Origin of the sequence: Haladaptatus paucihalophilus DX253 (assembly GCF_000376445.1) — an archaeon.
In the GTDB taxonomy this organism is placed as follows: Archaea; Halobacteriota; Halobacteria; order Halobacteriales; family Haladaptataceae; genus Haladaptatus; species Haladaptatus paucihalophilus.
The window spans coordinates 694,476-715,113 of sequence record NZ_AQXI01000001.1 but is presented as its reverse complement, the minus strand read 5'-3'; the positions used below and the strand labels follow the sequence as shown (position 1 = coordinate 715,113).

Below are 20,638 nucleotides of genomic sequence, written 5' to 3'. Positions count from 1 at the left end.
GTGAAATCTCACGACGAGTCGGATTTGCGGCTGTGCCGTTCCCTACAGACGCGTTCCGTTCTCGCGGGTTAAAGGGTTTCCATTCGAGTACGGTTTCGGCGGCGACGGGGATGGAGTCGAACACCCCCGCTACGTGTTGTAGTCAAGAATGGTCGAATCACAACTACCGGGATGGTGTCTTCGAAGGCCCCCGCCACGCTCGCTACAACACGATGCCGATTTTGATGCCGTTGACGGTACGCGAGTACTGACCAGCCGCGCGGCGCGTGCGCCAGCAGGCCCGAGGCCATCACGGCCGAGGGCCTGCTGATTATCACGCGAGGGATGAGCATCGGAGGCCGGAGGCCGAGAAGCGCAATCGGTTGGGGAGGGCGTGGCCGTTGCGGTGCTGTGCGGTTGCGGTATTTGGGTGGACTGAAAGGGGCCGTCCGCTCGCGCTTGCGTGGTCAGCTCGACGGCCACTATCGCGGACCGAGCGGTGCGGAGAGGTCCGCGATATGTCGGCGAGTGACCGCGAGCGGGCGGGGGCTTTCGGAGTCAAGTTCACTGTTGCTCCACTCGGAGCATCCTCGCAAGTAAACTCGTTTCGTAGCGAGCGGGCGGGGGCTTTCGGAGTCAAGTTCACTGTTGCTCCACTCGGAGCATCCTCGCAAGTAAACTCGTTTCGTAGCGAGCGGACGAGGGCTTTCGGAAACTGCTTCTCACGGACGCCAATCACCGTTCCAGTAAAAACAACACGTGACAAGCGGACGGAGGCTCTCGCGGTCAGTATCGTGGTCATGTCCGACGTAAAACCGGAATCAGGGACACGAGGAGAGTGGTGTGGTACTCCGCGCCGGGGGTGGGGCGATTTCGAGAGGTTTATCAATGGTCGCACGGAAGAAGTGAATGCAGACGCGGGCTCGTAGATCAGTGGTAGATCACTCCCTTGGCATGGGAGAGGCCCCGGGTTCAAATCCCGGCGAGTCCATTCAACCTTTTACGACGGTCGCATTCAGGAGTGGCAACTGTCGTTGCCACTCCTGTTGGCTCCCTGTAAAAGGTTGATCAAAAGCACTCCTCGCTCCCGGTGGTCGCTCGTCGGCCCGCTCACTTCGTTCGCGGAGATTTTAAAAGGAGAGAAATGTGGGGAGATGAATATTAAAATATGAAAAGGATATATAATAGTAAGGTATGAACAATCTATTTATAACATAAATCTGTTTTGGTGACTTCTGAGTAGATATCAGCTGCTGAATGACTAGAAACATTCATCAAGTCTTGACGTGAGATGTGAATATGAAAATCAGTGAGGTATTTCGAGATAGTGGCTATCCAGAGATTACTTATGTTGAAAGGCGTGATGGTGGCAAAGAAGAGGAATTAGCTAATTACCTGTTCAAAGAAAGTGCTGTTGTATCTTTATCAGGCCCTTCAAAATCGGGGAAGTCTGCTCTTGTTAATCATGTTGTTCAAGAAGTAGATCGAGTACCTGATGATTTGATCACCATTAGAGGGAATAATATTGACTCAGAAGAGAGATTCTGGAAGTCAGTATTGAAAAAACTAGGGGAACCTAGCAAGCGCTCACGTGAGACACGAACGGGGACGAAAAAGAAGGACCATTTTGGTATTGGTGCCGCGATTCAAGCACTTACAGCAAAGTACACAAAATCATCAACTCAAGAAGACTTTGAGGTCATTATTGAAGAGCATGATTTGGGTTTGGACAGTGTGATTGAAATATATGAGGAAGAGAGATTTGTTATATTTATTGATGATGCACATAAGATACCTGACGATATACATAAAAATCTAGCTGAGCAGATTAAGGAAGGGCTTGACAGAGGATTGTTAATGTGTGTTGGATATATTGATTATCGGTCCGATGCACTCACATCAGCAGATATTGATTTATCATCAAGGATTGACTCTGTGAGTTTAGAGCAGTGGAGTCAAACAGATCTAGAAAAGATTGGGAAGAAAGGCTTTGATCAATTGAATTTAAAGGTGGATAAAAAAGTAATTGAATCTCTTGCAAGTGAGTCAATTGGGTCTCCCCAACTGATGCAGAAACTCTGCTATACATTCTGTACACAGAATGGCATATATTATGAGCAAGAGAAAGAATTGGAATTAACTCTAAAGAACAATCAATTAAACAGGTTCTAAGGAACGTAGCGGGTGGCCTAAATAAAACCTATTCTACAGTATATGATCTGATAAGTGGTGCTGCAAAAGGAAATACAAATATAAAATATGATTTTATTGATGGGACCAAAGGAGATCGGTACAATGCTGTTCTTCGTGGTATCGCAATCAATGAACCAAACACAAGTTTTAAACTCAATAGTTTGAAAAATAGAATATATGGCGAGTGCGATGGAAAATCGCCACAAAGTGGAAACATCACTCAAGACGTAGAGCGAATGAGCGATTGGGTGAAGGATTCGGAGAAGGTAGAAGACTTTGTGTTTGACTATGTGAAAGACCGAAATAAGCAGGTACAGATACCAGAACCTGCCCTGATTTTCTACCTACGATGGTCAGGAGTGCTTAATTATGAACCCGAATTACAGGTAGTGTTTGATTGACGTATTTAACACTCCTTCTATAAATATAAAATATATTATAATAACTACAAACATGTTGATTGGTGAATTACTATTCTACTGCGTCTCTTTTCGTCCTACCCCAACTCGCTCGCGTCCAATTCCCCCGCGAGATACTGCTTCCCTTCATCAGTCAAAACGTAGAGTCCGCGAGATGGCCGCTCCAACAAACCCTTCGAAGCGAGTTCTCGGCATCGAACACCGATATAGTCGTTATTCTTGGTGAGTTCGTTCGCCAACGATTGTGGTGTCCCCGCTCCAGATTCATCTAAGAGTTCCATGATTTCGTCATCGACTGGATTCATCCAATCTGCTCGTTGGCGGCGCATCTGGCTGGAGGGAGGATGCTCCAGTATTCGCATAGATGTGTCGGTTTTCTAATTGAAACTATGCTAGGCATATTTTAGAATAGGTTTGACAGATTTTTGAATATGCTAAGCATAGATTTATGTCGGTAGGACATACACACAGAATCACGGAAGCCATCCGCGGGCCACACACTCCTCGTTAGCCCCAGTGGGGAGCCGAAGCGTCGGGAATCGCGCCCGTGGTGGCGTCCGTGTTCACGCGCTCGAACCCATGTGCTCCGAGAATTCGCCGGACGATTCGCCCCGAGAACCGTTCCCCGACTGTCCGCGCTGTGGCGCGCCCGTCCTGCTGGTCGTGACGCGCGGGCCGGACAGTCACGCATGCCAGCCCTGTGGTTGTCCGGTCGCTTCGGGAATTACGCCGGGTGCTTCGAAGGGGGATGAATGAGCGCCCTGCCGTTCGCACGGCCCCGAAAAAGATAGCATTCGACCGTCTCCGACGCTCTCCGAAACGCCTCGCGCCTGCTCACACCCAGTCGTAGACTCGGATGTAATCAACCTCCATGCGCTGGGGGAACTGCGTGCTGGCGTCCGGCGCGCCGGGCCAGTCCCCGCCGACGGCGACGTTGAGCAGGAAGAAGAACGGTCCGTCGTCGAACACCCACTCTCGGCCCGCGTTCTGCGCGTCGTACAGCGTGGTCACGAAGAACTGCTGACCGTCCACGAAGAACTTGATGGCGTCGGGGTACCACGTCAGCGTGAACGTGTGGTAGGCGTCCGAGAACCAGTTGCTTTGGCTGTAGGACCCGCCGACGCCCGCCCCGCCGGAGTCGGGACCGTGGACGGTTCCGTGAACGGTGTCCGGGTCGGAGCCGATGAGTTCCATGATGTCTATTTCGCCGCAGTCGGGCCAGCCGACCGACCCGATGTCGGACCCGAGCATCCAGATGGCGGGCCAGATGCCCTGTCCGTACGGAAGTTTGGCGCGCACGTCCACCCGCCCGTACTGCTTGTTGTACTTGCCTTGGGTCGTCATCCGCGCGGAGGTGTAATCACACCCGCCGTACTGCTCCTCGCGAGCCTCGATGACGAGGTGACCGTTCTCGGTCCACGCGTTATTGCTCCGATAGTACTGGAGTTCGTTGTTCCCCCACCCGTTGTTGTTCCCGGTCTCGAAGTTCCAGATGCCGGTGTCGATGTACCCGGCATCGAACTCGTCGCGCCAGCTAAGCGTCCAGTCGTTCCCGTCGAACGCCTCGGTGTGGACGTCGTTCGAGGCCGCACTCGCGGTGCCGGTGGCGAACGCGCCACCGAGTGCGACCGCCGCGGTACTCAGGAACTGCCGACGATGAAATCCGCCCGTCGTTCGTTCGCCGTTCGCTACGCCGTCGCCCGTCGATTCGCTTGACTCGTCAGTATTCATGGTCTCTCCACTGCGCCGGTGGCCACCGCTCACCCGACTGACTGCCACATGCAGGCGGGTCTCGGCCGTCCACCGACGACAATTTTAATCATATCTTTTAGTACTTAATTATTATTTCTAGTAAGAGTAATTAATATCTGGGAGAGTCGTGTCGCTCGATGTCGAGTACGTCGCGGAGACGGTCGGGGTCGGGGTCAGGATCGGGGTCGAGGTCGGCTTCGGACGGATTATCAGTTTCAGTCCGAGGTGAGGGGTTATCCGTTCCGACGACCTTCGAGGATCACGGACGAATCGAACACACAGTCATGAACGTCAATATTTTCGAGACTACAATCGACATCGACGAGTCGCTCGTCGCGGAATCGAGCGACGAAATCCGGGACCAGATACGAGAGTACGAATCGGGCGACCGCCTGGATTTCGACCTCCGCGTCACCCTTCCCGACGGGATGACCGGGACCGTGATGAGCGCGATGGCCGACATACCGTACGGAGAAACGCGGACGTACGGCGAACTCGCCACGGCCCTCGATACGACACCCATCGCCGTCGGGCAAGCGTGCGGTCGAAACCCCGTCCCGTTGGTGGTTCCCTGTCACCGCGTCGTGGGGAGCGACGGGTCGCTGAAGGGCTATTCGGCGGCTGACGGGACCGCGACGAAGCGACGCTTGCTGGACCTCGAAGCGGAGGTCTGTGAACGCGCCCGACAGACCCGGCTACCGACGCGCTGATTCGGAACGACGCGCCTCGTGAAGGGCGGCACAGACGCCGCCTTGACCGTCCATGTTCACCCGGGCGAGCCGCGCGCGCCGGTGGACGAGTTCGCCCCGGTCCGGGTCGATGGGGTCGCCCTCCGGCGTCCGAAAGAGGCGGTCGTCGCCGTCGGCGAAACAGCCGACTCGCTCGGCCTTTGCCAGATACCGGTCCAGCGGGTCGGCGTCCACCACGACCGCGAGCGCGCCGCCCCGCACGTCGATGGCGACGGACTCCCCGCCGGGGAGACGGTGACAGTCCCCGCGAGACATCGCCGCGATTTGCTCGTGGGTCACCCCCGCCGCCAACAGCGCCTCGACGGCGACGTACTGGCGCGCGAGTCGAGCCTTCGAGTCGAGGGTCGCGCGGGTCGCCTCGATTCCGCCGTCGGCGTCGGGGAACGTCTCCTCGAAGCCTCGACCGCCGTTGACCCCCTCCGTGACCTCGCGGGCGTGCATGTGGTCGTTCAGGTGCATCTCACAGCGGGCGACGCCCGGCAGCGACTCGACGGCCTCGCGCCCGTCGATGGCCATCATCCACGCGAAGGCCGGTGAACACCACGCCGTCGGCAGCGTGAAGCTCACCTCGACGTGCGCGCCGGACTCGTCGCTTCCGTCGAGGTCCCCGGTTCCGTCGAGGTCCCCGATTCCGTCGTATTTCCCGATTCTACCGTATTCCCCGGCGCTATCGAGGTCCGTCGGTTCGCCGGGTTCGATGGCGATGTCGTCGATGTATTCGAGTTCGACGATGGACCGGTCGAGTTCGGGGTCGGTCACCTCGGCGAGCGCCGACCGGACGGCCGCGCGGGTCGGATTCCGTCCGCCGTCTCGCTCCGAACCGTCGGAGTTCGAATCGTCCGCGGACATCGTTAGTCGGCCGCCGTGGAGTCCGTCGTCTCGTAGTGGGTTTCCAAGCCGAACTGTTCGGTGATGGCGTCCTCGCGGAACTGACGCTTTTTCTCCTCGATGTCGATGTCGTACAACTGGGCGGCGTTCTCGCCCATGATTTTGCGCATGACTTCGGGCGTCAACTCCACCCCGTACTCGTCCTTCTGGTCGTCCGTCAGTTCCGCGTTCATCACCGTCTCGACCAGCCAGTCGGGGTTCCACAGCGCGTAGTCGCTCCCGAACAGCAGGCGGTCCTCGCCGAGCCAGTAGAGCAGTTCGCCCATGATTTCGCCGAACTTCCGCGGGCGGTTCTGTGCCATCGGCGCGGCCACCGCCAACCCGCCGTACACGTTGGGTTCTTGGGCGGCCAGCCAACAGAAGTCGTCCAGCCGCGGCAGCCCGACGTGTTCGACGACGAAGTTGAGGTCCGGGAACGACGTGGCGGCGTCGTCCACGTCCTTCACGTCGAAGGCGTCCTTGTTCAGCGGCCGAATCGTCGGTCCCTTGTGCGGGTGGATGTTCTCGATACCCAACTCGGCGCACTTCTCCAAGAACTCGAAGGACTCCTCGCTGTCGAGTCGCCAACCCTTCGAATCGCCGAGCCACTCGGCGGTGTAGAGTTTCACGCCTTGGATGTCGAACTCCTCCTTCTGGCGTTCGAGTTCCCGCAGTCCCTCCTCACCCTCGCGGGGGTCGAAGCGACCGTTGACGATGAAGCGGTCCTCGTGTTCGTCAGCGAAGTCGGCGTTCCTATCGACCGTGTTGAACCCCTCGTCGTAGAACTCCTCCAAGTGCGTGGGTTGGAAGATTCCCATATCGACCGCACCGTTGCCGAACAGGTCCTCTATCATGCGCTCTTGCGAGTATTTCCGGTACTCCTCCAGCGTCCACTCGCGTTCCGCGGGCGTGAATCCGGCGTGATAATCGTAAAAACACCGGATGAACTGCTCGCCGCCCTCGTGGATGATGTTTTCTTCGCTCGCGTCCCAAAAGTGAATGTGGGAGTCGATGACGAACACATCCTCCTCGTTCTCCCATTGGCCGTCTCCGGTTCCGCGGTACATATCGACCCCATGGACGGCTTGCTAGCACATAACAGTCATTTACAATTATGTAATATGTGCGCCCAAACACATATCCGGATTGAGTAGTGCACGAATATTTATGCGTAATTCGACGGTTATTCTACGCGCCATGGAAGCCGCACGCCTGCACGAGTACACCGAGGATATGGAACACGCGCTCAGCATCGACGAGGTAGACCGCCCGGAGCCGAGTCGGTCGAATCACGTCGTGGTCGAAGTCAAAGGCGCGGGGTGGTGTCAGACCGACAACCACGTCATCGAGGGGATGTGGACGGAGTACGTGGACCAGGACCTCCCGATGACGCTCGGGCACGAGAACGCCGGGGAGGTGGTCGAAGTCGGCGGCGAGGTCCACACCGTCGAGGAGGGTGACACGGTTATCTGCCATCCGGTGATGACGTGCGGCCAGTGCCGTCAGTGCCGCCTCGGCGAGGACATGTACTGCGAGAACGTCCAGTTCCCCGGCCTGACGACCGACGGCGGATTCGCCGAATACCTGCTGACCAACGAGCGGGCGGTCATCCCGCTCCCCGACGGGGTGGACCCCGTGGACATCGCGCCCCACGCGGACGCGGGAATCACGGCCTACCACGCGGTCAAGAAGGCCACCCGAGAACTCAACCCCGGCGACCACGCCGTCGTCATCGGCGTCGGCGGACTGGGCCACATCGGCCTCCAGTGTCTGGACGCGATGAGCGCCGTCGAAATCACGGCCCTCGACGTGAAGGAGGACGCCCGCGACTTGGCCGACGGACTCGGCGCACACCACACGGTGGACCCGAGTTCGGAGGACGTCCCCGACACCATCGCGGACATCACCGACGGAGCGGGTGCCGAGCAAGTCATCGACTTCGTGGGCGCGGACGAGACGACTGGCTACGCCCCGGACATCGTTGCCCCCGGCGGCGACCACCACGTCGTCGGCTACGGCGGCCACATCCACGAACCGTCCCAGTCGCTCGTGGACGGCGAGTTCGCCTACCGCGGAACGCTGGTGGGCAAGTACACGGAGCTACAGGAACTGGTCAAACTCGTCGAACGCGGCGACGTCACGCTGCACACGACGAGGTACGGCCTCGACGACATCAACACCGTCGCCGAAAAACTCGAACACGGCGAAATCGAGGGGCGTGCGGTCATCATGCCGTCGTAGGCGGTTCGCCGGGTTGGGGTGTGGAGGAATTCCGGTCCCGGTTTCCGTTCGCTCGTCGTTCGTCGTCCGTCCTCCTCCGGTCACGCGAGGACGCGCGACAGCACGCGCCGCGAGACGAAACTGAACGACATCGATCCGCCGAGATACCAGACGAGCCAGACCTCCACCGGCCCGACGAGGGTGGCGGTCAGCGCGACGTGCCCGACGACGGGGAGCGAGAGCGCAACCGGAACCGTCGCCGCCGCGGGATTCGCCATCGCCCAGCGAATCCATAGGAACACCGGTATCGTGAGCAACATGCTCCACACCAAGGGACGGAACTGTAGTTTCAGCATCGCCACCCACGACCGCATCAGTTCGCGTTGGTCGTCTTCGAGAGCCCCCGCATCGTCGCCGTCCGGCGGGGACTGCAGTTTCTCCTGCAGAGTTTTCATCCGCTCCTGTAATCGCTCCATCGCGTCGGAATCTCGGAGGAGGAGCTGAAGAGTCGTCGAGTACAGTCCGGTCGCACCGGCCAACCCGAACAGGAACACCGAGGCGGGAACGAGCGCCGCGAACGGAGCGAGAACGACGTCGAACGCCGCCACGACCGCGCTTTGAACAGGTACGAGGTAGTAACCCGTCATGAGGACGAGCGCGAACACGCCAGCCAGTTTGTCGTACACCGTCCAGCCGTTTTCGAGGACCATATCACGACATATTTGTTGTTTAAACATCAATTTTGTCCTCGATTATCTTCGTTCGACGGAATCGCGGTTCGTCGCGTTTCGAATTCGTCCTCCGTCGCGTTTCGCAATCGTTCGAGGAGTGACAGGATCTATATACCACCGATCCGTTCACCGCGGCATGGTCACGTGGCGGAACGCCGTTCGCGTCGAGCTCGCACGGCATCGCACGCACACCGGGAGTTCCGTCTTCACCCTCGACGAGGTGTACGCGAACAGCATCGACCACCTCCGGACGCGATTTCCGGGGAACGACCATCCCGAGGCGAAGGTTCGGCAAATCCTCCAGCAACTCCGTGACCGCGACGAAATCGAGTTCGTGGACGACACGGGGCGCTACCAAATCGCGTCGCTCGACCTCGCGGACATCGACGCCGCCGAGTTCGACCGTATCGCCGATGCGAGGCCGGATGCCCCCGCCGAACTCCCCGAGGGAACCGACGACCCGGAGCGGGTCCGACGGACCGTCGAGACGGTTACGAGAAACCGGAAGGTAGTCGAACGACTCAAGGAGCGCTACGACTACGAGTGTCAGCTCTGTGGGACTCGCCGCCGACGAAGCCGAACCGAGGGCTACGCGGAAGCGCACCACATCGAACCGCTCGGTGGCCCCCATTTCGGCCCGGACATGCCGGAGAACCTCCTCGTCGTCTGCCCCAACCATCACCGCGATTTGGACTACGGGTTGCTCCGAATCGACCCGAAAACCCACGAACTGGACCACGCGTACGACGGGTCCGTGGGGGACACCCTGACCGTTCGAAAGGGCCACGCCGTCGGTAGCGAGTTTCTCCGCTACCACAACGAACGAATCGCCGACTTCTGAGGGAATCTCGCACGTCCCGTCCGATCCCCAACCATTCGTTTCTATTGACTGTTTGGTATAGATTTATGCAGTTTCGAAGTGGAAAACGAAATGATGACACATCGGAAATCGGACATACAATCGAAAAATCGCCGTGGGCAGTCCCCGCTCATCGGTGTCGTTTTGATGATCGGATTGGTGACGGTTTCCGTCGTCGGGGTCCTCCTCATCGGGTCGTCGGCCGTTCATCAGATTCGGGGGACGGTCGGCGTGCAGAACGCGGAGCACGCGATGCGGGAGGCGGACGCCAGATTGAGCCAAGTCGCCTTCGGAACGAACGACGAGCACATCCTCGATTTCGGCGGACAGGACGGGAACGTCGAAGTCACGAACGACGGGGCGATGACCATCTCGCTCGTGAACGGGTCGAACCCGGCGTGTAGCAGGCGAATCGAATTCGGTGCCATCGAGTATCACGGCGCGGACGGCGAAGTCGTCGCGTATCAGGCGGGCGGCGTCTGGAAACGAACCGAAAACGGGAGCGTCATGATTTCGCCGCCGGACATGCAGTACCGGAACGGCACCTTCAGTTTTCAGTTGGTGAACGTCACCGGGTCCGCCAGCGGTCCCGTCGAGCGACTCCGCGCGACGAAGAACGTCACGGCGTCCCGCGCCGACAGCGAGGCGTTCCGCGAGACGTTCGACGCCCCGCGGTGTACCCCGCCGGACAACGCGACGCTCACCGTCGAGAGCGACTACTACCGGGCGTGGGCCGACTTTTTCCGAACCCACGTCGATGGTGGGACCGTGGCAGTGGACGACGCGAACGAAACCGCGTCCCTGACGGTTATTCTGAGCGGTTCGACGGCCGAAAGCGACGACAACAGCGTCAGCACCCAACGAAACGCCTCGGTCAGCGTGGACGTTCTCGGGACCGAAATCTCCTCCGGGGGCAACCTGAACTGGGTCCAAAACGACACGACCGGCGAGTGGGAGGTCCACGGCACGAAGCGCAACGCTCCCATCAACATGCGCATCAACGTCGGCGACGACACGTACGAGCCGTGGGGCGATGGCGTCGGGCCGACGGACGTCATCAGACACGATATCAACGACCCGACCAACGGCGAGCACTATCACTTCTCCGAGAACGTGACCGCGGGCGACGTCATCAGCGTGGAGGGGACCGCGTACGGTATCGGCTCCGTCGATTGGGGTTCGTCGGCGACGAAGCGGCTCAACCAGTACGAGTCCGGCGGGGAGCGGTACGATTACGTCTGGGAATCCTACCGGACCGACTACGAAGGGTCGCTGATGACCAACATCGTCGTCGAAGCCGATGGAACGGGGACGAACGAGGGGAACGTCGTGCTCCTCTCGGACGGGATGGCGGTGCCGGGCTACGGCTCCGCGAACCCCGAACAGCGGAACATGTCCCAGATGCTCGGCGGCCGCATCAACGACACCGGCTACCTCGACCTCGACCCGAACGAGTTCGTGTTGGTGTACGAACTCTCCTGTCCCGACGCCACCACCGACGACATCGGGACGGGGAAATGCGGCAGCGGCGATCCCGATTACAACGACGCGGTGGTCCTCATCTCGATTCACGAGGACGGCAGCGTCGGCGAACCCGAGGACTTCCGCATCCACGTGACGATGAATCAGGTCACCATCGAGCGAGCCGACGGGTGAAAACCGCTTGTAAACGAAAAACGCGATGGGAATTGTCAGTCCCGGACGGAGAACGCGACGGTCGTCTCGCGGACGACCGCCCGTCGGGTGTGACATTCGTACCACGACCCGTTTTTCGACCAGCCGGTACCCTCGAAGTACCGACGCCACGCCGCGTCGTCCGGCGACGACGCGACGGTTATCCTGACCGTCGTGGCTTGCGCCGCGTCCTGTGGCGTCGAGTCGGTCGGGAAGACCAGTTCCTTCGACGCGGTTCGTCCGACGAGGAGCACGGACCCGTCCGTGCGAAGCGCGGACGGTCCCCCCGCACCGACGACCGACACCGACGAGACGAACGCCCGGTCGGGACCGCACGCGAACGCCGGAGGGCGGAGGGTGACGCTTCCGCCGTCGCTCCGACCGAAGACGGCTCCCGCTTCGTACCGAACGACGCTCCCGTCGAACGAGTAGACGAGCGACCCGTGCGACAGCGTTCGGTTGAGCGTCACCGCGGACGGACTCGTCTGGTCGACTACGACGCGAAGCTCCGTCTCGTTCTCGACCGAAAGCGACCCGCCCGACAGACGAATCTCACCGGCGCGGGCGGGCGCACGACCGCGTTGCAGGTCGTCGAACGTCGTCGCCAGCGCTGAAAACGCTCGCTGGGCGTTCCGCGACTGTTCCGCGTTTCGAGCGCTCGTCAGCGACCCGACCCCGCTGACGTAGAGGATACCGACCGACGCGACGATTATCGAGAAGATGAAGATGAACCCCAGCACCTCGCTCACGCCCCGTTCGTCGAACGTCATGGTTTCGTCACCCCGAGCGTTCCGTTCACCGCGTCGTATTCGATGACGACGGTGCCGCCGGACACCCGCCCCGGTTGCACGGGCGTCGCAGTGGCGAACGGCACCGTCACGGTCACGTCGTCGGTCGAGAGGACGAGACACTGCTGGGTGGAACACGGCGGCGTCCCGCCGGTCACGAGTTCGACCGCGTAGTACCTCCCCGCGACCTGTTCGGGGTGGCGCGCCCGCAGTCGAACCGCGGGGTCGTCGCCCGCCTGCACGAGGACGTCAACGCTCGTCAACTCGCCCGCCATCCGCTCGCCGACGACGCCGAGTTCGTTCCGCACCGCTTGCGTTCGCTGGTTCTCCACGAGACCCCCGGCGGCGGTGATGAGTCCGCCGAGGAGCACCGCGGTGATGGCCATCGTCAGGACGTACGTGACCGTTGTCGAGACCGCCCGGTCGTCCGCCGTGAGTCGCGTCGGAATCATGGTTCGTAGAGGGTGGTGTGTATCCGCGTTCCGTAGGTCAGTCCCGGCGTCGCGTAGGTCAACCGCACCGCGAAGTCGTAGACGACGTACGTTCGATACGGCGACGCCGAGGAACCGGTGTGCACCGCCCCGGAGGGAATCGTCGCGTCGGTCCCGTTGAGGACGATGGAGTAGTTCCCGCTCGCGTTCACGCCGTTCCGGTACTCGACGTCGTAGCCGTCGCCCACGCCGTCGGCGAACGTGAACGAGCATCCACCCGCCGAGCCGTTTCGGAGGTCGATTCGAACGCGCTCCGCGGCGACCGGACAACTCGCCGTCGGCGTCGCGGAGCCGTTCGTTCGGACGACGACGTTCGTCCCGTTTCGGTAGACGGAAAGCGTCCAGTCGGCGGCTCCGTCGGTCGTCGTCACCGCGAAGGCCGTGTCGGGGTCGGTCGAGAGCGACGACCGGTTCACCGTGGCGACGTACCGCCGAACGTCCGCGTTGCGCGCGACCGTCCAGTTGCTCCCGTCGCCCGCGTCCGAGAAGTTGCCGCCGGAATCCTGTTCGATGCCGGTCCCGACCGTTTCGTCGGTGACGGAGAGGTTCAGCGACGCCGGAGAGCGCCGGGCGATTCGAAGCCCGATGAGCGTCCCGTACTCCGCGACGCTCCCGTTGACGGCGGTTCGGACCGCGCTCGGCGAGTCGTATCGCGCGTCGTCGTTCACCCGCCGGACCAGCGAGCCGACGTCCTCCCGAACGAGCGTCTGTGCGTCCCGCACGTCTTGCGTGGCCGAAATCGGCTCCCGATTGGCGACGTTCTCCGCGTAGAGGACGCTGTTGAGGACGACGACCACGCCGACCAGCGCGATGGCGATGACGACTGCTCCGACGAGGATGAGTTGTCCCCGGTCGTCGCCGCGGAGGCCTCGTCGTTCGGCGTCGGCTACCATACGACCAACCGCACCTCCACGACGTTGTAGACGACGCCATCGCTGGCGTCGGGCGCGTAGAACCCACCGGAGCCGAGCGCTTCGAGCGTCGCGTTTCCGGCGTCCTCCGGCGCGGTCAACCGCTGGTCGTCGTACAGAACCACGTCGCGGGTGGCCGTCACCGCGTTCGCCGACGGAACCCCGCGGTAGACGACGCGCTCCGTGGCGGTTTCCGTCGGGTCGCTCGCCAGCTGGTAGGTCACGTAGAGGTTGTACGTGTAGCCGCGGGCGGTGAACACGTCGCGGAGCGTCTCGCCGAACGAATCGCACGTCCCGTCCGGCGAGACGGTCGGGGCACACGGCGGGTGAGTTCCGTATCCCACGTCGGTTCCGTTCGTGTAAGCGAACCCGCCGCTCGCGTTCCAGTAGCGGGTGAGGTTTCGAAGCGCGCCGTCGGTGTCGGCGGTTCGAAGCGCGTCGTTCGCCTGCACCCGGAGTTGTGCTTTCACGTCTTGGTCCACCGTCCCCGCCGTCGTCGGCGTCAGCACGATGGACTGAAAGACGAAGAGCAGCGCGGTCAACACGACGAGCGCGCCGACGAACCCTTCCAGCGTGTACGCCTGCCCCCTGTCGTCTACCATACTCTCACCGTCAGTCGGTAGGTTTTCGCGCCGATTCGCACGACCCGGCCCGTCGCGGCAGTCGGGTGCTCGCCTGGCGCGTCGCCCGCGGTCCACGCGACGGTTCGCGTCGCCTCCTCGACGACGGTGACGTTGACGTCCGTCGTCCGCGGGAAGCCGAGCGTCTCGCGGAGTTCGGTTTCGTTCCGCTGGAAGAACGTCGCGGTCCGAGCCTGGTCGAGCACGTTCGGGTGACCATCGACGGAGAGGTTCCCGACGATGAACGTCGCGCCGCGGCTCGCCCGAGCGGTGGTCGAATCGCCAATCGGTGCGTTGAACGGGGTGAAGATACCCGGCAGGAACGCGACGACGAACGCCACCGTCAGCAGGAAGACGCTGATGCCGAGCACGTAGTCGTTCAGCGTCTGGCCTCTGTCGTCCATCGTCAGCCGACCACCACCCAAACTCCGAGCGCGGTCGTCGCCAGCGCGACCGAGAATTTGACGCCCGACAGGAGGTCGGCGTCGCGGATGTAGCCGCTGATGAATCCCGAGAGGATGGCTTGTATCGTCACCGCGTGGAAAAAGAGCATCGAGAGCGTCTCGGTATCGATGCCGTCGCCGAAACTCATGCCGGACGAACTCATGCTCGCTCCGGACGCGCCGTTTCCGCCCGCACTCGCCGAGAGGTTCGCCATCACGTCGAGGAACTGGGTCTTCAAAATCGCCATCACCGCGAGCAGGGTGAGGTACGTCATGATGATGATGACGACCTGCATGCGGGCGCGGGAGCGGCGCTCCCGCGCGATGTCGTCCTGATTCTCGCTCGTCTGCGCCGCCGTCGTCAGAACCGCCGTAATCTGGCTCGACGCCTCCTGTGCCTTGCTGATGAGTTTCACCGTTCGGGCGAGTCGCGGAATGTGGTATCGGTTGTTGAACTCGATGAGCGCCGCTTTCATGCCCATGCCGTATTCGACCTTGGCGTGAATCCGGTCGAACTCGTCGGCGAGTTTCCCCGAGGACGTTTCGGCCACGTTCTTGACGGATTCGAGCAGCGTCAGACCGGTGTCGTTCGCGCTCGACAGCTTACGCAGGTCGTCCGAGAGCTTTCGAATCACCTTGTGGCGCGACCGGACGTTCCACTCGCGGAAGACGGCGAGCGGGACCCCGTTCACGTACAGCGGGATGTAGACGTAGACGAACGTCGTCCACGTCGGGTTCGCCCGCAACCCCTCGACGGACGAGGCCACCGTCCCCGTCCACACCGCGCTGGCGACCAGCACCATCGAGGTCGGGAGCGTGATGCCGAGGACGTACAGCGGGTTGTCGCGGAAGAAGACGTGCGGCCGTTTCAGCAGTTCGAGGGTGGTGTGCGTTCCCTCTTGGCTTTTGATTCGGTCGAAGACGGAGAACTCGCCGACGAACTCCTCGACGAGGCCGAGGTGGAGGAGTCCCGCCCCGGAGACCGTTTCGAGGCGGTCGCCGCCGTCGCCGGAGTCGAGGAAGCCGTCCCCCACCTCGTCCTGTTTCACGGTCGAGACGAGCACGAGAAAGCCGACGCCGGTGAGCGGAATCAGGGCGTACACCGTTCCGTAGAGCAGCATCTCCTGTGCCTTTCCGAGCATGCTCATGATGACGAGGATGATGATGAGCAACAGGGGAAACAGCGAGAGCGTCATGTACATCTCGCCGAACAGTTCCAGCGTTTCGAGCGTCAACTCCTGTTCCTGTTTCGCCGTCCGCATGTGCTTGTCCTTCTTGTCGTCCAGAAACCGGGTCATGTTCCCGCCGCTGTTGATTATCGAGAGCATGTCGGTGAAAAACTGGGACAGTTCGTCGCTCGGCGTTTCGAGCGCCCGCTTTCTGATGGCGTTGCGGTAGTCGATGTCGAAGTACTCCGTTTCCTGCACGACGCTCTGGAACTCGCGGGACACCTCGCCGTAGGTGTCGTCCGCCTTCGCCATCGCCTCCAGAATCTCCAGTTGGTTCAGTCCGCCGATGGAGAGGGCGTACATGAACGAGATGGCGTCCGGCAGAAGCATGTTGATCTCCCGCTTTCGCGCCCCGGCGCGGCTGTACGGGATGACGAGCACCGTTCCGAATCCGGCCAGAAACCCGACCGCACCGAGGACGACGCCGGTGCCGAACACCAACGCGGGAACCTTGAGCGCGTTCAGCGCCTCGGCGACAGTTCCGGAGACCGGCATGCCGATCCAAACCCCGGTGCCGACGACGCCGAACCGCAAGAGGAGATAGCCGAGGAACAGCCCGACCAGCCACAGGGCGAGTCCGGCGAGCGTTCCGATGGCGAGGCCGCGCGAGAGGTACAACTCCGCCGTCTCTGACATCCGCGCCTCGGCTAGCTTCCCTTCGATGTCGGCGACGAAATCGCTGTTCTCTGGGAAGATACGGTCGTACAGCGGGTAGAAGGCGTCGGTGAGGACGTCCGCGCTCGAACCGTCCCCCGCCGACGCGGAGCCGAGACTCATCGCTCGTCCTCCGGTTCCTCGCTCGGGGCGTCCGTCCCGTCAGTTTCGTCGCTTTGGTTCGCCCGTTCCTCCACATCCGAACCGTCCGCGTCCGCCCGTACCTCCACGTCCCCACCGTTCGTATTCGCTCGTTTCTCCACGTCCGCACCGTCCGCGTTCGCTCGTTCCACCTCGTCGGAAACCGTCGCCTCTTCGAACCCGCCGAACGGGTCGTCGTCGAGCGTCGGTTCCGGGTCGAATTCGGAATCGCGGTCGGTGTTCCCGCCGAGGGCGTTCGGTGGAACGTCGGTCGCCGGGGCTTCGGTCGGTTTCGCCGTGTCCGCTAGCGCGACCGCGAGGCCCTCGTTCGGGACGTACACGTCTCGATACCGGTCGAAGAGCCGGTCATCTGCCTCGGCGAGGATGTCCGCGGAGAGGTCGGCGATTTCTTCGGTCGGGTCGGGTCGCGGGACCATCTCCTCCTTTTCGGGGTCGATGTCGATGAGCACGCTCTCCATCTCGCGGAGGTCCGCGAGGCTGTCTTCCAGCGCGTCGTTCGCCACCAGCGCGAGGATGGTGTCCGGGTCGTTGATGAACGCCTGAACCGTCGCCGCGACCTGCGTGTACTCGTTCAGACCGTTGTCGATGAGGTAGGCGAGGATCGTCCGGCGTTTCAGGAGTTCCTCGTCCAACCGCGATTGGTCCCACCCGCGGTCGAACTTGATCTCTTCCAGCGTGTTCGACCCGGTGAGGGGTTCGTGTTCGTCCGTCTCGGCGCGCCACTGGAACACGTCTTTGACGTTGATTTCGTCGTTCTCCGTGTCGTAGTGGTTGATTTCGGTCAGCGATTTCGTCCGGCGCACCTTGCTCCCCTTCACCCGCGTCTGCGTCTGGACGGACACCAAATCGAGCGCGGTGAACAGCGTCTTCGAGAGGTTGATGGGTTCCGTGGTGAACCGTTTCAGCACCTCGCCCACGGTGTCGGCGTGGAACGTCGTGTAGGTCGTGTGTCCCGTCGACATGACCTGAAAGAGCGTCCGCCCTTCCTCGCCCCGAATCTCGCCCATCACGATGTAGTCGGGGCGTTGGCGGAGCGCGGCCTCCAGAAGGTCGAACTCGTCCACGTCGCTCTTGTCGTCGTCCGAAAACGAGGGGCGCGTGACGCTCGCAATCCAGTTGCGCTGGGGGAGTTCGACCTCGCGCGTGTCCTCGATGGAGACGATTTTGGTGTTGCTGGGGATGAACAGCGAGACGGCGTTGAGGCTCGTCGTCTTCCCGGACGCGGTACCACCGGCGAAGATGAGCGACCGGTGGTTCTCGATGGCCAACCAGAGGAACGCCATCTCCTCCAGCGAGAAGGTGTTCCAGTTGATGAGGTCGATGGGCGTGAACGGCACGTCCTTGAACTGCCGGATGGTGTAGTTCGTCCCGTGGTCGGACACCTCGCGCCCGAGCGTCAACTGGGCACGGGACCCGTCGGGCAGCGTGGCATCGACCTGCGGTTGACGCTTGCTGATACCCTTTCCGGAGCGCTGAGCGAGTTTGACGACGAAATCGTCCAACTCGGTCTCCTCGTGGAAGACGTTCGTGATGACCTGCTCGTAGTCCGAGTGGTAGACGAACACCGGCGAGTTGTAGCCGTCACAGGAGATGTCCTCCACGTTGATGTCGTGTTTGATGCCGTCGATGCGCTCGTAGCCGATGAAGTTCCGCTTCAGGACGTACAGCAGTTTCTCGACCTGGTACTCCGTCAGCGTGTCCGCGTCCTCCTCCAACAGGGCGGGTTCCGGCCGGGCCATGATGCCGTCGAGTTCGCCACCCTCGTCGTCCACTTCGTGCTCCTCGATGGTCTCCTCGATTCGGGTTCGAACCGCCCGGCGAAGGCTCTCGTCCCCGGCACGTTCGCGGAGAAGTTCGTCCCACCGCGTCCGAAATTCGCCGAGACGCCCCCCTCCGGCGGCCGTCGCCGGGTCGTCAGGGGAAGTCGGTTCGACCGATTCCGCTGTCGATTCCGTCGCCGGTCCCGTTTCCGGTTTCGTCGCTGCTATCGTTTCTGCCGTCTCGGATTCGGCGGTCTGGGCGACGGTTTCGACCGCCTCGCCGTCTGCGTTTCCTCCGTCGGTTTCCTGACCGTCCTCGGGAGTGTCGCCCTCCGCTTCGGTTTCCAGTTCTCCCGCCTCCTCTCCTTCTTCGGATTCGTCACCGTCGGTCTCCTCGGCTTCGTCGGTCCCTTCTCGTTCCTTCTCCGTTTCTTCCGCTTTCTCGGCCTCTTCGTGCTCGCGTTCTCCCTCCGAATCGCCGTCTCCGTCCGCTTCGCCTTCGGGTGTGTCGTCCCCGTCGGACTCGTCCACCGCCGACCCGTCGGTCACATCTCCGTCTTCATCCGTTTCGTCGGGGGTCGGTGCGTTCGGCACCGATTCCGCGCTCGACTCCGATTCCGAATTCGGTTCCGGTGTCGAATCCGAATCCAAATCCGACGCCGAATCGGTCGATTCGACGCCGCTCGTCCGCGTCCCTCGGAGGCTTTCCACGTACGGTTCCGCCCGTTCGCGGAGGGTTCGAAGCGTCTCGTCGGTGCGGGTTTCGATCTCCGCGGAGTATCGCGTCCACGTCTCGCGGGCGTGGTCGTACCCCGAAAGCGTTCCCTTGAGAAGGTCGGCGATTTGGTCGTCGTCGAGCATGTACAGGTCGTAGCGCGACAGAAGGCGAAGCGCCTCGCGCTCGATGACGTCCTCGCGGGCCTCTTCGTCGGCTTCGACGACCACCTCGTCGCTCGCGTACTTGATGGAGGTCCTGAGTTTGGCGGTCAGAAACTCCCGCAGGTCCTCCTCGATTCGCGTCCGGTGCGGCTCCACGAGGTAGTACTTCGTCTCGTTTTCCTTCTCGGAGTGGAAGATGATGACGAACGAGTAGGGTTTGTTCACCCAGTAGCGGTCCACCTCGCGGAAGTGGCTCTTCTTCGGGAGCGCGACCGCCTTCTCCAAATCGTAGCGGTTGACGACCGTGGTGTACCCTTCGACGGTCGAAAAGAAGGCGTCCTCGTCCAGTTCCTCGGGAACGTCGAGCGTCCGCTCGTCCTCGATTTCGAGGAGTTTTCGCGCCTTCGCCGCCCCCTCGGTGAGCAAGTCCGGCAGGTCTTCCTCCTCGAAGCCGAGCCACTCGGCTTTCTCGAATTCGATGACGTCGCCGTCCTCGTCGCGGGGCTTTTCGTGCGGCTTCTCGCGGTCCGGGTCGTAGTAGTACTCGTACCGGAAGTGCTCCCAGAGGTACTCGCCGACCGTGACCGGCGTGGTCGCGGGGTCGAGAAACGCCTCGAATCGGTCGCTCCCGCGGTTTCCGGCGAACGCTCCGCGAAAGAGCCGTTCGGGGAGTTCGTCGGGGTCGAAACCGAGCCACTCGGCTTTCTCGAATTCGATGACGTCGCCGTCCTCGTCGCGGGGGCTTTCGTGCGGCTTCTCCCGATTCGGGTCGTAGTAGTACTCGTACCGGAAGTGCTCCCAGAAGTAGTCGCCGAGCGCGACGGGCGTCTCCTCGTAGTCGAGAAACGATTCGAAATAGTTCCCGAGCGCGGCCGCGGTCTCCGCGGCCGTTTCGACCCGCGATTCGGTTTCCTCCGGGTCGAAGCCGAGGAACTCCTCGGCCGGAAACGGACGCGGCTTTCCCCGCCAGTTGGTCGGGGGGGTGCCATCCTCGTAGAAGAACTCCACCTTGAAATCCTCCCACGAGTACGACCCGACCGCCACGCGGGACGGGAGTCCATCGGAGAGACGGATCCCGTCCGGTCCAGCGTCGCCGGGGTCCCCACTCCCGAGCGCTTCGGACTCGTCACTAGCCATTGAGTATCGCCAATCGCTAATCCATTAAAAAACCTTGTTAAAATTAATATACATGTGATATTTGCCATATTTGTATCTGGTGGCTCGTAGTCGTGTGGTTTTCGAATCTCAGAAGGGATAT

The 20,638-nt window shown here is 61.4% G+C and carries 17 protein-coding genes and 1 tRNA gene; 6 read left to right on the top strand and 12 right to left on the bottom strand.

All coding sequences use genetic code 11. From position 1 onward, the window contains the following. Positions 1-898: 898 nt before the first annotated feature. Both B208_RS0104050 and B208_RS24185 read left to right on the top strand, forming a co-directional pair. A tRNA-Ala gene (locus tag B208_RS0104050) sits at positions 899-970 on the top strand. Positions 971-1,278: 308 nt separating this feature from the next. Beyond that, a complete protein-coding gene (locus B208_RS24185; RefSeq protein WP_171970507.1) occupies positions 1,279-2,151 on the top strand; it encodes an AAA family ATPase in 873 nt (290 codons plus the stop codon). Between the two features lie 947 nt (positions 2,152-3,098). Here B208_RS24185 and B208_RS24180 read toward each other — a convergent pair. Together B208_RS24180 and B208_RS0104035 are read right to left on the bottom strand one after the other, a co-directional pair. Further along, a complete protein-coding gene (locus tag B208_RS24180) occupies positions 3,099-3,278 on the bottom strand; it encodes a hypothetical protein (protein WP_171970508.1) in 180 nt (59 codons plus the stop codon). Positions 3,279-3,425: 147 nt separating this feature from the next. Then, positions 3,426-4,322 (bottom strand): glycoside hydrolase family 16 protein, encoded by an 897-nt coding sequence (locus B208_RS0104035; protein ID WP_007980244.1) that lies wholly within the window; start codon positions 4,320-4,322, stop codon positions 3,426-3,428. A 305-nt stretch (positions 4,323-4,627) separates the two neighbouring features. On the opposite strand from B208_RS0104035, the gene B208_RS0104025 reads away from it, so the two are divergent. Beyond that, positions 4,628-5,053, top strand: coding sequence for a methylated-DNA--[protein]-cysteine S-methyltransferase (locus B208_RS0104025; protein WP_007980242.1), 426 nt, complete (start codon positions 4,628-4,630; stop codon positions 5,051-5,053). On the opposite strand, the gene B208_RS0104020 is transcribed toward B208_RS0104025, so the two are convergent. Both B208_RS0104020 and B208_RS0104015 read right to left on the bottom strand, forming a co-directional pair. Beyond that, the gene (locus B208_RS0104020) at positions 5,039-5,941 is read right to left on the bottom strand and encodes an iron-sulfur cluster assembly protein (protein ID WP_007980240.1); all 903 of its coding nucleotides are present in this window, start codon (positions 5,939-5,941) and stop codon (positions 5,039-5,041) included. The two genes, B208_RS0104025 and B208_RS0104020, sit on opposite strands and share 15 nt — an antisense overlap. 2 nt (positions 5,942-5,943) lie before the next feature. Then, the gene (locus tag B208_RS0104015) at positions 5,944-7,026 is read right to left on the bottom strand and encodes an amidohydrolase family protein (protein WP_007980238.1); all 1,083 of its coding nucleotides are present in this window, start codon (positions 7,024-7,026) and stop codon (positions 5,944-5,946) included. A gap of 130 nt (positions 7,027-7,156) precedes the next feature. Between B208_RS0104015 and B208_RS0104010 the strand changes: the two genes are divergently transcribed. Further along, entirely contained in the window at positions 7,157-8,200 is a 1,044-nt protein-coding gene (locus B208_RS0104010; protein ID WP_007980237.1) for an NAD(P)-dependent alcohol dehydrogenase, read from the top strand. A gap of 80 nt (positions 8,201-8,280) precedes the next feature. On the opposite strand, the gene B208_RS0104005 is transcribed toward B208_RS0104010, so the two are convergent. Then, complete coding sequence (locus tag B208_RS0104005; protein ID WP_007980236.1) at positions 8,281-8,889, bottom strand: DUF106 domain-containing protein; 609 nt, start codon at positions 8,887-8,889, stop codon at positions 8,281-8,283. A 157-nt stretch (positions 8,890-9,046) separates the two neighbouring features. On the opposite strand from B208_RS0104005, the gene B208_RS0103995 reads away from it, so the two are divergent. Together B208_RS0103995 and B208_RS0103990 are read left to right on the top strand one after the other, a co-directional pair. Then, the gene (locus B208_RS0103995) at positions 9,047-9,751 is read left to right on the top strand and encodes an HNH endonuclease (RefSeq protein WP_007980235.1); all 705 of its coding nucleotides are present in this window, start codon (positions 9,047-9,049) and stop codon (positions 9,749-9,751) included. 93 nt (positions 9,752-9,844) lie between these two features. Continuing rightward, positions 9,845-11,425, top strand: coding sequence for a DUF4448 domain-containing protein (locus B208_RS0103990; protein ID WP_232423715.1), 1,581 nt, complete (start codon positions 9,845-9,847; stop codon positions 11,423-11,425). A 35-nt stretch (positions 11,426-11,460) separates the two neighbouring features. On the opposite strand, the gene B208_RS0103985 is transcribed toward B208_RS0103990, so the two are convergent. From B208_RS0103985 to B208_RS25015, 7 genes are read right to left on the bottom strand one after another with little or no spacing between them, the layout of a single operon-like run. Next, positions 11,461-12,213, bottom strand: coding sequence for a DUF7289 family protein (locus tag B208_RS0103985; protein WP_007980232.1), 753 nt, complete (start codon positions 12,211-12,213; stop codon positions 11,461-11,463). Beyond that, positions 12,210-12,683: a DUF7266 family protein gene (locus B208_RS0103980; RefSeq protein WP_007980231.1), complete on the bottom strand. Its 474-nt coding sequence runs from the start codon at positions 12,681-12,683 to the stop codon at positions 12,210-12,212. Before B208_RS0103980 ends, B208_RS0103985 begins: the two co-directional genes overlap by 4 nt. Beyond that, positions 12,680-13,615, bottom strand: coding sequence for a DUF7261 family protein (locus B208_RS0103975; protein ID WP_007980229.1), 936 nt, complete (start codon positions 13,613-13,615; stop codon positions 12,680-12,682). The genes B208_RS0103980 and B208_RS0103975 overlap by 4 nt, the downstream gene beginning before the upstream one ends. Further along, on the bottom strand, positions 13,609-14,235 hold the full coding sequence (locus tag B208_RS0103970) for a DUF7288 family protein (RefSeq protein WP_007980228.1): 627 nt from the start codon (positions 14,233-14,235) through the stop codon (positions 13,609-13,611). Before B208_RS0103970 ends, B208_RS0103975 begins: the two co-directional genes overlap by 7 nt. Next, on the bottom strand, positions 14,229-14,657 hold the full coding sequence (locus B208_RS0103965) for a DUF7287 family protein (protein WP_007980226.1): 429 nt from the start codon (positions 14,655-14,657) through the stop codon (positions 14,229-14,231). Before B208_RS0103965 ends, B208_RS0103970 begins: the two co-directional genes overlap by 7 nt. A gap of 2 nt (positions 14,658-14,659) precedes the next feature. Continuing rightward, positions 14,660-16,702, bottom strand: a complete 2,043-nt coding sequence (locus B208_RS0103960; protein ID WP_007980225.1) for a type II secretion system F family protein — start codon at positions 16,700-16,702, stop codon at positions 14,660-14,662. After that, complete coding sequence (locus B208_RS25015) at positions 16,699-20,517, bottom strand: ATPase, T2SS/T4P/T4SS family (RefSeq protein ID WP_018128711.1); 3,819 nt, start codon at positions 20,515-20,517, stop codon at positions 16,699-16,701. Before B208_RS25015 ends, B208_RS0103960 begins: the two co-directional genes overlap by 4 nt. Positions 20,518-20,638 lie beyond the last annotated feature (121 nt).